Source organism: Klebsiella sp. GB_Kp056 (genome assembly GCF_040064755.1).
Classification (GTDB): domain Bacteria; phylum Pseudomonadota; class Gammaproteobacteria; order Enterobacterales; family Enterobacteriaceae; genus Klebsiella; species Klebsiella quasipneumoniae.
In genome coordinates this window covers 19,407-31,518 of record NZ_JBEAJA010000063.1, presented here as the reverse complement: position 1 = coordinate 31,518, position 12,112 = coordinate 19,407, and the positions used below count along the sequence as shown (strand labels likewise).

Genomic DNA, 12,112 nt, shown 5'->3' with positions numbered 1-12,112 from the left:
TATACTTTTTTTACACCGCGCCCGCGGATTTTTGCGAAATCTTTGCGCCGTAATTTCTATTCTCCTGGTAAATCAAAAACACACCCGGAGGTGGATTGTGACTGCAGGCGTACTCACTGGCGTTGGGCTGGTGTTCCTGTTACTGGCTTATCTGGTTTATGCCTTGATACATGCGGAGGCATTCTGATGGCTGCCCAGGGATTTTTATTATTAGCCAGCTATCTGCTGGTATTGCTGGCGCTGGCGCGCCCGCTGGGGATGTGTCTGGCGAGAATGGTGAACGACATCCCGCCTCCCGGCCTGGCCGGCGTCGAGCGCGTCCTGTGGCGCGTGGCCGGGATCCGCGCCGAAGAGATGGGCTGGCTGCAGTATTTGCTGGCGATCCTGCTGTTTAACGCCCTCGGCGGCCTGGCGCTGTTTGCCCTGCTGATGCTCCAGGGCGTGCTGCCCTTTAACCCGCAGCACCTGCCGGGGCTGCCGTGGGATCTGGCGCTCAACACCGCGGTCAGCTTTGTCAGTAATACCAACTGGCAGGCTTATGCCGGCGAAAGCACCATGAGCTATCTCAGCCAGATGGTGGGGCTGACGGTGCAGAATTTCCTCTCCGCCGCCACCGGCATCGCCGTGGTCTTCGCCCTGACCCGCGCCTTCGCCCGACAGAAAATGTCCACCCTCGGCAATGCCTGGGTCGACCTGACGCGCATTACCCTGTGGCTGCTGCTGCCGCTCTCTTTGCTGGCGGCCCTGTTCTTTATTCAGCAAGGCGTGCCGCAGAACCTGCAGGCTTACCAGCCCTTTACCACCCTCGAAGGGGCGCACCAGCTGCTGCCGATGGGGCCTGTCGCCTCACAGGAAGCGATTAAGCTGCTGGGCACCAACGGCGGCGGTTTCTTTAACGCTAACTCCGCCCATCCGTTTGAAAACCCGACGGCGCTGACCAATCTCGTGCAGATGCTGGCCATCTTCCTGATCCCGGCGGCGCTGTGCTTCGCCTTCGGCGAGGTGGTGAGCGATCGCCGCCAGGGGCGCGCTATTCTGTGGGCGATGACGCTGATCTTTATCCTCTGCGTCGCCGTGGTGATGTGGGCGGAAACCCGCGGCAACCCGCACCTGTTGACGCTGGGCGCCGACAGCAGCCTGAATATGGAAGGTAAAGAGAGCCGCTTCGGTATTCTCGCCAGCAGTCTGTTCGCGGTGATCACCACCGCCGCCTCCTGCGGCGCGGTCAACGCGATGCATGACTCCTTCACCGCGCTGGGCGGGATGGTGCCGATGTGGCTGATGCAGATTGGCGAAGTGGTGTTCGGCGGCGTCGGCTCGGGTCTCTATGGCATGCTGCTGTTCGTTATGCTGGCGGTGTTTATCGCCGGGCTGATGGTCGGCCGCACCCCGGAGTACCTCGGGAAGAAAATCGATGTCCGGGAAATGAAAATGATCGCCCTGGCTATTCTGGTCACCCCGACGCTGGTACTGCTCGGCACGGCGCTGGCGATGATGACCGAGGCCGGCCGCGCCGGGATGTTCAACCCCGGCGCGCACGGCTTTAGCGAAGTGCTGTACGCCGTCACCTCGGCGGCCAATAACAACGGCAGCGCCTTCGCCGGCCTGGGCGCGGCGACGCCCTTCTGGAACCTGCTGCTGGCGTTCTGCATGCTGGCTGGACGCTTCGCCGTCATCATTCCGGTGATGGCTATCGCCGGCTCGCTGGTGACGAAGAAAATTCAACCGGCCAGCCCCGGTACCCTGGCCACCCACGACGCCCTGTTTATCGGTCTGCTGATCGGCACCGTGCTGCTGGTGGGCGCCCTGACCTTTATTCCTGCGCTGGCGCTTGGCCCGCTGGCCGAACACTTTTCCTTACTTTGAGCGATGCGGAGCCCCCTGTTATGAGTCGCAAACAATTAGCCCTGCTGGAGCCGACGCTGGTGCGCCAGGCGCTGCTGGATGCCGTGAAAAAACTCAGCCCGATGGTGCAGTGGCGCAATCCGGTGATGTTTATCGTCTGGGTGGGCAGCCTGTTAACCACCCTGCTGGCCATCGCCATGGCTGGCGGCGCCCTGACCGGCAGCGCCACGTTTACCGCCGCCATCAGTATCTGGTTATGGTTTACCGTGCTATTCGCCAACTTTGCCGAAGCGATGGCGGAAGGCCGCAGCAAAGCCCAGGCCTATAGCCTGAAAGGGGTGAAAAAAACGGCCTTCGCCCGTAAGCTGCGCGCCCCGCAGCATGACGCGACGGTCGACCATGTGCCGGCGGAAGACCTGCGCAAAGGCGACGTGGTGCTGGTGGAAGCCGGGGATATTATCCCCTGCGATGGCGAAGTCATCGAAGGCGGCGCCTCGGTGGACGAAAGCGCCATTACCGGCGAGTCCGCGCCGGTGATCCGCGAATCCGGCGGCGATTTCGCCTCGGTGACCGGCGGGACGCGCATCCTCTCCGACTGGCTGGTGATCCGCTGCAGCGTCAACCCGGGAGAAACCTTCCTCGACCGGATGATCGCCATGGTGGAAGGCGCCCAGCGCCGTAAAACGCCGAACGAAATCGCCCTGACGATCCTGCTGATCGCCCTGACGCTGGTGTTCCTGCTGGCCACCGCCACCATCTGGCCCTTCTCGGCCTGGAGCGGCAATGCGGTGAGCGTCACCGTGCTGGTCGCTCTGCTGGTGTGCCTGATCCCGACCACCATCGGCGGTCTGCTGTCGGCGATCGGCGTCGCCGGGATGAGCCGTATGCTGGGCGCCAACGTGATCGCCACCAGCGGCCGCGCGGTGGAGGCCGCTGGCGATGTCGATGTCCTGCTGCTGGATAAAACCGGGACCATTACGCTCGGCAACCGCCAGGCCTCCGCCTTCCTGCCGGCGCGCGGTGTGGAAGAGCGAACCCTCGCCGACGCCGCCCAGCTCTCCTCGCTGGCGGACGAAACCCCTGAGGGACGCAGCATCGTGGTGCTGGCGAAGCAGCGCTTCAACCTGCGCGAACGCGATCTGCAGTCGCTGCACGCCACCTTTGTCCCCTTTACCGCGCAAACGCGGATGAGCGGCATCAATATCGATCAGCGCATGATCCGTAAAGGCTCGGTGGACGCGATTCGCCGTCACGTGGAGGCCAACGGCGGCCACTTCCCTGCCGATGTCGAGAAGCAGGTGGAAGAGGTCGCCCGCCAGGGGGCCACGCCGCTGGTGGTTGCCGAAGGTGAAAAGGTGCTGGGAATTATTTCGCTCAAAGATATCGTCAAAGGCGGCATCAAAGAGCGTTTCGCCCAGCTGCGCAAAATGGGCATTAAAACGGTGATGATCACCGGCGATAACCGCCTCACCGCCGCGGCGATCGCCGCCGAGGCCGGCGTCGACGATTTCCTCGCCGAAGCGACGCCGGAAGCCAAGCTGGCGCTGATCCGCCAGTATCAGTCGGAAGGTCGGCTGGTGGCGATGACCGGCGACGGCACCAACGACGCGCCCGCGCTGGCCCAGGCCGACGTCGCGGTGGCCATGAACTCAGGCACCCAGGCGGCGAAAGAGGCGGGCAACATGGTCGACCTGGATTCCAACCCCACCAAACTGATTGAGGTGGTCCATATCGGCAAACAGATGCTGATGACGCGCGGCTCGCTGACCACCTTCAGTATTGCCAACGACGTGGCGAAATATTTCGCCATTATTCCGGCGGCGTTTGCCGCGGTCTATCCCCAGCTGGCGATGCTAAACGTGATGGGCCTGCATTCGCCATCGTCGGCGATCCTCAGCGCCGTTATCTTCAACGCGCTGATCATCGTCTTCCTGATCCCGTTGGCCCTGAAAGGGGTGAGCTATCGCCCGCTCTCCGCCTCGGCGATGCTGCGCCGCAACCTGTGGATCTACGGCCTCGGCGGTCTGCTGGTGCCATTTATCGGTATTAAAGCCATTGACCTGCTGCTGACCCTGAGCGGTCTGGTGTGAGGAACAAACTATGTCATTGATTCGTCCAGCACTTGTGCTATTTATTCTGTTAACCCTGCTCACCGGCGGCGTTTATCCTCTGCTGACCACCAGCCTGGGACAGTGGTGGTTTAACTCACAGGCCAATGGCTCGCTGATCCGCCTGAACGGCGAGGTGCGCGGCTCGGCGCTGATTGGCCAGAACTTTACCGCCGCAGGCTATTTCCAGGGCCGCCCGTCAGCCACCGCGGAGACAGCGGATAACCCGATGGCCTCTGGCGGCAGCAACCTCGCCGCCAGCAACCCGGCGCTGGATAAGGCGGTGAGCGAGCGGGTGCAGGCCCTGCGCGCCGCGAACCCGGATGCCGACCCGCGGGTGCCAGTCGAACTGGTCACCACCTCGGCGAGCGGTCTCGATAACAACCTGACCCCGGCCGCCGCGCTGTGGCAGGCGCCCCGGGTGGCCAAAGCGCGCCAGCTGAGCGTCGACCAGGTGACCGCGCTGGTTAATCAGGCCACACAAACGCCGCTGCTGAGCTTCCTTGGCCAGCCGGTGGTCAATATACTGCAACTCAATATGGCGCTGGATGCCCTGAAGGATAAGTAAATGAGTGACGAGCCGCTGCGTCCGGACCCTGACCGCCTGCTGCAGCACACCGCCGCCCCGCATCGCGGCAAACTGAAAGTGTTCTTCGGCGCCTGCGCCGGGGTGGGGAAAACCTGGGCGATGCTGGCGGAAGCGCAGCGGCTGCGGGCCCAGGGGCTGGATATTCTGATTGGCGTGGCGGAGACCCACGGCCGGAAAGAGACCGCCGCGATGCTGCAGGGCCTGAGCACCCTGCCGCCGCGGCGGCTCGCTCACCGCGGGCGCTACGTGTATGAGTTCGACCTCGACGCCGCCCTCGCCCGCCGCCCGGCGCTGATTCTGGTGGATGAACTGGCGCACAGTAATGCCCCCGGCTCCCGTCATCCGAAGCGCTGGCAGGATGTGGACGAACTGCTGGAGGCCGGGATTGACGTCTTCACCACCGTTAACGTTCAGCATCTGGAAAGCCTGAACGACGTTGTCAGCGGGATCACCGGCGTGCAGGTGCGGGAGACCGTCCCCGATCCCTTTTTTGACGCCGCGGACGACGTGGTGCTGGTGGACCTCCCCCCTGACGATCTGCGCCAGCGGCTCAATGAGGGCAAAGTCTACATCGGCGGCCAGGCCGAGCGCGCTATCGAGAACTTTTTCCGCAAAGGGAACCTGATTGCGCTGCGCGAACTGGCTCTGCGCCGTACCGCCGATCGCGTCGATGAGCAGATGCGCGCCTGGCGCGACCGCCAGGGCCAGGAGAAAGTCTGGCACACCCGCGACGCCATTCTGCTCTGTATCGGGCACAACACCGGCAGCGAAAAGCTGGTGCGTACCGCCGCCCGCCTCGCCGCCCGTCTGGGCAGCGTCTGGCATGCGGTATATGTCGAAACGCCTTCCCTGCACCGCCTGCCGGAATCCCGGCGGCGGGCCATCCTCGCCGCGCTGCGTCTGGCCCAGGAGCTGGGCGCCGAAACCGCCACCCTCTCCGACCCGTCTGAAGAGAAAGCGGTCCTCCATTACGCTCGCGAACATAACCTCGGAAAAATTGTCATCGGCCGCCAGAGCAAGCGCCGCTGGTGGGATCGCAGCGGCTTCGCCGACCGTCTGGCTCGTCACGCGCCGGACCTCGATCTGGTGGTCATCGCCCTGGATGAAAAGCCCTTCCCCCTTCCGGCGCGCGCCAGCGACACTCGTCCGGCGCTGGAGAAATGGCGGCTGCAGCTGCAGGGCTGCGCGTTGGCGGTGGCCCTGTGCGCCATTATTACCCTGGTGGCCATGCAGTGGCTGATGGCCTTCGAAGCCGCCAACCTGGTCATGCTCTATCTGCTGGGGGTGGTGATCATCGCCCTGCTCTATGGCCGCTGGCCGTCGGTGCTGGCGACGGTGATCAACGTTATCAGCTTCGATCTCTTTTTTGTCGCCCCGCGCGGCACGCTGGCGGTGTCAGATGTCCAGTATCTGCTCACCTTCGGCGTGATGCTCACCGTTGGCCTGCTTATCGGTAACCTCACCGCCGGCGTGCGCTACCAGGCGCGGGTGGCGCGCTATCGCGAGCGGCGTACCCGCCACCTGTATGAAATGTCCAAAGCGCTGGCGGTGGGCCGTAGCCAGCAGGATATCGCCACCACCAGCGAGCGGTTTATCGCCTCCACCTTTCAGGCTCGCAGCCAGCTGCTGCTCCCGGACGCCCAGGGGAAACTGCTGCCCTTAACCCACCAGCCCGGGCTGACGCCGTGGGATGACGCCATCGCCCGCTGGAGCTTTGATAAGGGTCAACCCGCCGGCGCCGGCACCGATACCCTGCCCGGCGTGCCGTATCAGATCCTGCCCCTGAAGAGCGCCGCCCGCACCTGGGGACTGCTGGTGGTGGAGCCGGCGAATCTGCGCCAGCTGATGATCCCGGAGCAGCAGCGGCTGCTGGAGACCTTCACCCTGCTGGTGGCCAGCGCCCTGGAGCGTCTCACCCTGACCGCCAGCGAAGAGCAGGCCCGGTTGACCAGCGAGCGCGAAAGCCTGCGTAACTCGCTGCTCGCCGCCCTGTCCCACGATCTGCGTACCCCGCTCACCGTGCTGTTTGGCCAGGCGGAAATCCTGACCCTCGATCTGGCCAGCGAGGGTTCGAAGCATGCCCCGCAGGCCAATGAAATCCGCCAGCATGTGCTCAATACCACCCGGCTGGTGAACAACCTGCTGGATATGGCGCGGATCCAGTCCGGCGGCTTTAATCTGCACAAAGAGTGGCTGACGCTGGAGGAAGTGGTCGGCAGCGCGCTGCGTATGCTCGAGCCGAGCCTCGGCGGCCAGCACGTTCAACTGGATTTACCCGACCCGCTGCAGCTGGTGCATGTCGACGGGCCGCTGTTCGAGCGGGTGCTGATCAATCTGCTGGAGAATGCCCATAAGTATGCCGGCGCCCGGGCGGACATCGGTATTCGCGCCGAAGCGGACGCCCGGCAGCTGTCGCTGGAGGTATGGGATAATGGTCCGGGGATCCCGGCGGGTCAGGAACAGGCTATCTTTGATAAATTCGCCCGCGGCAACAAAGAGTCGGCGATCCCCGGCGTCGGGCTGGGCCTTGCCATCTGTCAGGCCATCGTCGACGTCCACGGCGGGACCATCTCCGCCAGCAACCGGCCGGAAGGCGGCGCCTCATTCCGTGTTACACTGCCGGGAGAAACGCCCCCTGAACTGGAAGAGCTATCTGAGGAATTGTGATTAACGTTCTGATTATCGAAGACGAACACGCTATCCGTCGCTTTCTGCGCACCGCGCTGGAAGCCGACGGCATGCGCGTATTTGAAGCGGAAACCCTGCAGCGCGGGCTGATCGAAGCCGCCACCCGTAAGCCCGACCTCGCGATCCTCGATCTCGGCCTGCCGGATGGCGACGGCATTGATTTTATTCGCGACCTGCGCCAGTGGAGTCAGATGCCGATTATCGTCCTGTCAGCGCGTAGCGAAGAGCACGACAAAATTGCCGCCCTGGATGCCGGCGCCGATGACTACTTAAGTAAACCCTTTGGCATCGGCGAGCTGCAGGCCCGCCTGCGCGTCGCACTGCGTCGTCACGGCGCGGCGCAGGCCGACGAGCCGGTGGTGCGCTTCGCCGACCTGGAGGTCAATATCCCCGCCCGCCGCATCCTGCGCGGCAGCGAAGAGATCCACCTGACGCCCATCGAGTTTCGCCTGCTGGCGGCGCTATTGAATAATCCCGGTAAAGTGCTTACCCAGCGCCAGCTGCTGAATCAGGTGTGGGGCCCTAACGCCGTGGAGCACAGCCATTATCTGCGGATCTATATGGGTCACCTGCGGCAAAAGCTGGAGGCCGATCCGGCGCGCCCGCAGCATCTGCTGACCGAAACCGGGATTGGCTATCGCTTTATGCCCTGAGCCCCGCCTCTGCAGTACCAGAGGCTGGCGATTTTCAGCCCTTCAGAGAGCAGCAGGAAGCCTGCCAGGATCGCGAAATGCCGGACGCCGGCGGCCTGAATCAGCCACAGACCCACAGAAAGCGAGGGCTGCATAAACACCAGCCTGAGCGGCGCCTGCCCCCAGGCCAGCCACAGCCCATAGCGGCTCTGACGGAAAAAGAGGATCATCGACAGCGGGATGCTGATAATCAGCAGCACATTCAGCGGATAGAGCCAGACCGCCGCAGCGCCCCAGGCGTGCAGCAGCTGGAGATAAGCCAGCAGGTCGTCGTAAAAAGGGAGTCGGCGGTGGGCAATATTCCACCATAAGAATTGCAGGACGAAAAAGAGATCCATCCACGCCCAGAACAAAAACAGGGACTTCCGCTGTATTTTCATCGCTATCCTTGCGAAAAAAATCAGGCCCGCGAGGGGCCTGATGGTCGTGCGCCTTTAGGCGTTCTTCAGCACTTCACTGACAATCTCTACCGCTTCTTTTTCGATCAGTTTGCGATGTTCTTCACCGAGGAAGCTTTCGCAGTAGATCTTGTAGGCGTCTTCGGTGCCTGACGGACGCGCCGCGAACCAGCCGTTGTCGGTCATCACTTTCAGGCCGCCAATCGCCGCCCCGTTGCCCGGCGCTGCGGTCAGACGGGCGGTGATCGGATCCCCCGCCAGGGTGTCAGCGCTGACCATTTCCGGCGACAGCTTAGACAGCGCCGCTTTCTGCGCGGAGGTCGCGGAAGCCTGCAGACGGTTGTAGCTCGGCGCGCCAAAGCGCTCCGCCAGCTCGTTATAGTGCTCCTGCGGGTTTTTGCCGGTCACTGCGGTGATTTCCGCCGCCAGCAGGCACATGATAATGCCGTCTTTATCGGTGGACCACGGCGTGCCGTCGAAGCGCAGGAAGGAGGCCCCGGCGCTCTCTTCGCCGCCGAAACCGAAGCTGCCGTCGAACAGGCCGTCGACGAACCACTTAAAGCCCACCGGCACTTCCACCAGCTTGCGGCCCAGATCGTTCACTACGCGGTCAATCATCGCCGAGGAGACCAGGGTTTTACCGACCGCCACCTCTTTGCCCCACTGCGGACGATGCTGGAACAGGTAGTTAATCGCCACCGCCAGATAGTGGTTCGGGTTCATCAGCCCGGCTGGGGTGACAATCCCGTGACGGTCGTAATCCGGGTCGTTGGCAAACGCCAGATCGAACTTATCGCGCAGCGCCAGCAGGCCCGCCATCGCACATTCCGAGGAGCAGTCCATGCGGATGGCGCCGTCTTTATCGAGGTGCATAAAGCGGAAGGTCTGGTCTACCTGGTCGTTCACAATGGTCAGATTGAGCTTGTAGTGCTCGCCAATGCGCTTCCAGTATTCGATACCGGAACCGCCCAGCGGATCGACGCCCAGCGTCAGGCCCGCTTTCTGGATCGCCGCCATGTCGACGATATCCGCCAGGCCTTCAATAAACGGCTGCACCAGATCCTGTTCTTTGACGTGGCCGGAAGCCAGCGCCGCGTCCAGAGGAAGGCGTTTCACGCCCTGCAGGCCAGCGGCCAGCAGTTCGTTGGCGCGGTTTTCCACCACTTTGGTGACGTTGGTATCAGCCGGACCGCCGTTTGGCGGGTTGTACTTGATACCGCCATCTTCCGGCGGGTTGTGTGACGGGGTGATCACAATGCCGTCCGCCAGCGGACCGCCTTTTTTGTTATGCACCAGAATCGCGTTGGAGACCGCCGGCGTCGGGGTGAAGCCGTTGTTTTCCTGCACGATCACGTCAACGCCGTTGGCGGTTAACACTTCCAGCACCGAAATAAACGCCGGCTCGGACAGGGCGTGGGTATCTTTACCGACATAGCACGGACCGGTGATCCCGTTCTTCGCACGATCTTCCGCAATCGCCTGGGCGATGGCCAGGATATGCGGTTCGTTGAAGTTGTGACGCGCCGCGCTGCCGCGATGGCCGGAGGTGCCGAATTTGACCGCATGCTCCGCATTACCGACTTCAGGCTTCAGCACGTAGTACTGAGCAGTCAGTTGGGCGACGTTAATCAAATCACTCTGTTGCGCAGGCTGCCCCGCACGTTTATCGATTGCCATTGCCTGATCCTTCTGGTGCAAATGTTAAAAAGCTAGATCGTGCCGCAAACCTTTTCAATCAGCTCCGCAGGGAACTGCATCGACTGCATGATGTGCTCAATCATGCTGCATTTACGGCCGGTATTGGTATTGGTGATCACCCACCACGGTGTACCAGGAACCTGTTTCGGTTTGGTCTGATTACCGCTTTTCAGCAGCGTACGCGCATCTTCCGCGAAGTAGACGCGCGTGCGGCCATGCAGAGACTCCGTCGCCTCGGCAAATGCTTTACTGTCCAGGGAGTAGAGGGTGGTCAACACCAGCATAAAACGGTTCACCGCGCGCTTCTGCTCGGCGTATTCATCAGATAACAGCATCTCGCGCATGGCGCGGACTTTATCTTTCGCCGGGTTAGCGGGTTTCACCTCAACGGCAGGCGCGGGCGCCAGCGCCGGCGCGGCTTTGCTGACCTGTGTAGCCGGTTGGGAAACGGCGGAAAATTTCAGCATGCGCCGTAAAATGTCGGATGCGCTCTCGCCGATATGCAGAGTGTGGCTGGCAATATAGCGATAGAGTTCATCATCAACTTCAATTGTTTTCATCTTAATCCAGTGCGATATCTTTTCTGAATACAAATCGTTGGGATTATAAGTACAAATCCCAACCGCGGATAGCGTCAAACCAGGATGGCGGTAAAACTCAGAAAACTTCTGGGTCTTGCAGCCGGATGGCAGAATGTCCAACATAATACCCTAACCCGACGGAGCGAAAAAAAGAACTTTGCCATGAAATTAAATAGCCGAGCGCAATCTGCACAGAATCCGCACAACCACCCCCCGATCGTGCTGGTCCACGGTCTGTTTGGCAGCCTGGACAACCTGGGCATCCTCGCCCGCGACCTGGTCGCCGACCACGATATTCTGCAGGTCGATATGCGCAACCACGGTTTGTCGCCGCGGTCGCCAGAGATGACCTACCCCGCGATGGCGCAGGATCTGCTCGATACGCTCGACGCGCACCAGATTGAGCGCGCCACCTTTATCGGCCATTCGATGGGCGGCAAAGCGGTGATGGCGCTGACCGCCCTGGCGCCGGAGCGCATCAACGGTCTGGTGGCGATCGATATCGCCCCGGTGGATTATCATGTTCGCCGCCATGATGAGATCTTCGCCGCTATTCGCGCCGTCAGCGAATCCGCCGCCAGCACCCGCCAGCAGGCGGCGCAGGTGATGCGCGAGCATCTGCAGGAAGAGGGGGTGATTCAGTTCCTGCTGAAATCTTTCGTCGACGGCGACTGGCGCTTCAACGTCCCGGTGCTGTGGGACCAGTACCCGCATATCGTCGGCTGGGAAACCATCCCGGCCTGGCCGCACCCGACGCAGTTTATTCCCGGCGGCAACTCACCCTACGTGACCGACGCCTACCGCGACGCGCTGCTGGCCCAGTTCCCGCAGGCCCGGGCCCACGTCATCGCCGGCGCCGGACACTGGGTCCATGCCGAGAAACCCGAAGCGGTGTTGCGCGCGATCCGCCGCTATCTCACGAGCATTGGCGCCTGATTGGCTAAAATATGCCCGACCGCGCCGCAGAATGCCCGCGGTCGTTGGCGCAGCCGTTCGCCTGATGTATGATGGCGCGCTATCTGCGCCGGCTAGAGCCCGGCAGCTTGTTTCCCCGAAGTCACTCAGAATCATGGCAAAAGAACAAACGGACCGTACGACATTAGATTTGTTCGCAAACGAGCGTCGCCCGGGAAGACCAAAAACCAATCCGCTGTCGCGCGATGAACAACTGCGCATCAACAAACGTAATCAGCTGAAACGCGATAAAGTGCGCGGGCTGAAGCGCGTGGAGCTAAAGCTCAACGCCGACGCGGTCGATGCGCTTAACGAACTGGCGGAAGCGCGTAATATGAGCCGCAGCGATCTCATCGAAGAGATGCTGATGACGCAATTAACCGCCCTGCGCAGCCAGGGAAAAGTCTAACTTTCCGCGAAAAATCCGCATTCATGTAGCAGAGTGTGCAGTCGGGCGTGATTGCTGTTTCCGCGTCCTTGCCTGTTCTGCTATGATTGCCGTTATCTGTGGGCATCACGTCCCTACCACATCATTTAAGTTTCAAGAGGTTATTTTACT

11 protein-coding genes are annotated in these 12,112 nt (G+C 61.9%); 8 read left to right on the top strand and 3 right to left on the bottom strand.

Going from position 1 to position 12,112, the window contains the following annotated elements:
- The first annotated feature begins 97 nt into the window (after positions 1–97).
- Genes kdpF through kdpE form a run of 6 tightly spaced genes read left to right on the top strand, consistent with a single transcriptional unit; the run spans position 98 to position 7,883 of the window.
- Positions 98–187 carry a K(+)-transporting ATPase subunit F gene (gene kdpF / locus ABLV52_RS22145; RefSeq protein WP_020323459.1) on the top strand — a complete coding sequence of 30 codons (90 nt, stop codon included), beginning with the start codon at positions 98–100 and terminating at the stop codon, positions 185–187.
- The gene (kdpA, locus tag ABLV52_RS22140) at positions 187–1,866 is read left to right on the top strand and encodes a potassium-transporting ATPase subunit KdpA (RefSeq protein ID WP_348890935.1); all 1,680 of its coding nucleotides are present in this window, start codon (positions 187–189) and stop codon (positions 1,864–1,866) included. The genes kdpF and kdpA overlap by 1 nt, the downstream gene beginning before the upstream one ends.
- A 20-nt stretch (positions 1,867–1,886) precedes the next feature.
- Positions 1,887–3,935, top strand: coding sequence for a potassium-transporting ATPase subunit KdpB (kdpB, locus tag ABLV52_RS22135; protein ID WP_348890934.1), 2,049 nt, complete (start codon positions 1,887–1,889; stop codon positions 3,933–3,935).
- A gap of 10 nt (positions 3,936–3,945) precedes the next feature.
- Positions 3,946–4,521: a potassium-transporting ATPase subunit KdpC gene (gene kdpC, locus ABLV52_RS22130; RefSeq protein ID WP_023288862.1), complete on the top strand. Its 576-nt coding sequence runs from the start codon at positions 3,946–3,948 to the stop codon at positions 4,519–4,521.
- Positions 4,522–7,209, top strand: coding sequence for a two-component system sensor histidine kinase KdpD (gene kdpD, locus ABLV52_RS22125; protein ID WP_032455149.1), 2,688 nt, complete (start codon positions 4,522–4,524; stop codon positions 7,207–7,209).
- Positions 7,206–7,883, top strand: a complete 678-nt coding sequence (gene kdpE / locus ABLV52_RS22120) for a two-component system response regulator KdpE (RefSeq protein WP_002894776.1) — start codon at positions 7,206–7,208, stop codon at positions 7,881–7,883. Before kdpD ends, kdpE begins: the two co-directional genes overlap by 4 nt.
- Here the strand turns inward: kdpE and ABLV52_RS22115 are convergent.
- From ABLV52_RS22115 to seqA, 3 genes are read right to left on the bottom strand one after another with little or no spacing between them, the layout of a single operon-like run.
- The gene (locus ABLV52_RS22115) at positions 7,865–8,302 is read right to left on the bottom strand and encodes a hypothetical protein (protein WP_048334415.1); all 438 of its coding nucleotides are present in this window, start codon (positions 8,300–8,302) and stop codon (positions 7,865–7,867) included. The two genes, kdpE and ABLV52_RS22115, sit on opposite strands and share 19 nt — an antisense overlap.
- Positions 8,303–8,356: 54 nt before the next feature.
- Entirely contained in the window at positions 8,357–9,997 is a 1,641-nt protein-coding gene (gene pgm / locus ABLV52_RS22110) for a phosphoglucomutase (alpha-D-glucose-1,6-bisphosphate-dependent) (protein ID WP_023288859.1), read from the bottom strand.
- A gap of 32 nt (positions 9,998–10,029) precedes the next feature.
- Entirely contained in the window at positions 10,030–10,578 is a 549-nt protein-coding gene (gene seqA, locus ABLV52_RS22105; RefSeq protein WP_032428668.1) for a replication initiation negative regulator SeqA, read from the bottom strand.
- A gap of 183 nt (positions 10,579–10,761) precedes the next feature.
- On the opposite strand from seqA, the gene ybfF reads away from it, so the two are divergent.
- Together ybfF and ybfE are read left to right on the top strand one after the other, a co-directional pair.
- Positions 10,762–11,535 (top strand): esterase, encoded by a 774-nt coding sequence (gene ybfF / locus ABLV52_RS22100; protein ID WP_348890933.1) that lies wholly within the window; start codon positions 10,762–10,764, stop codon positions 11,533–11,535.
- Positions 11,536–11,668: 133 nt separating this feature from the next.
- Positions 11,669–11,962, top strand: a complete 294-nt coding sequence (ybfE, locus tag ABLV52_RS22095) for a LexA regulated protein (RefSeq protein WP_002894767.1) — start codon at positions 11,669–11,671, stop codon at positions 11,960–11,962.
- The last annotated feature ends 150 nt before the right edge of the window (positions 11,963–12,112 follow it).

Excerpts from the sequence above, each read along its gene's own strand:
- kdpA (WP_348890935.1), top strand. The coding sequence starts at position 187 with ATGGCTGCCCAGGGATTTTTATTATTAGCCAGCTATCTGCTGGTATTG.
- kdpB (WP_348890934.1), top strand. The coding sequence starts at position 1,887 with ATGAGTCGCAAACAATTAGCCCTGCTGGAGCCGACGCTGGTGCGCCAG.
- kdpC (WP_023288862.1), top strand. The coding sequence starts at position 3,946 with ATGTCATTGATTCGTCCAGCACTTGTGCTATTTATTCTGTTAACCCTG.
- kdpD (WP_032455149.1), top strand. The coding sequence starts at position 4,522 with ATGAGTGACGAGCCGCTGCGTCCGGACCCTGACCGCCTGCTGCAGCAC.
- ABLV52_RS22115 (WP_048334415.1), bottom strand. The coding sequence starts at position 8,302 with ATGAAAATACAGCGGAAGTCCCTGTTTTTGTTCTGGGCGTGGATGGAT.
- pgm (WP_023288859.1), bottom strand. The coding sequence starts at position 9,997 with ATGGCAATCGATAAACGTGCGGGGCAGCCTGCGCAACAGAGTGATTTG.
- seqA (WP_032428668.1), bottom strand. The coding sequence starts at position 10,578 with ATGAAAACAATTGAAGTTGATGATGAACTCTATCGCTATATTGCCAGC.
- ybfF (WP_348890933.1), top strand. The coding sequence starts at position 10,762 with ATGAAATTAAATAGCCGAGCGCAATCTGCACAGAATCCGCACAACCAC.
- ybfE (WP_002894767.1), top strand. The coding sequence starts at position 11,669 with ATGGCAAAAGAACAAACGGACCGTACGACATTAGATTTGTTCGCAAAC.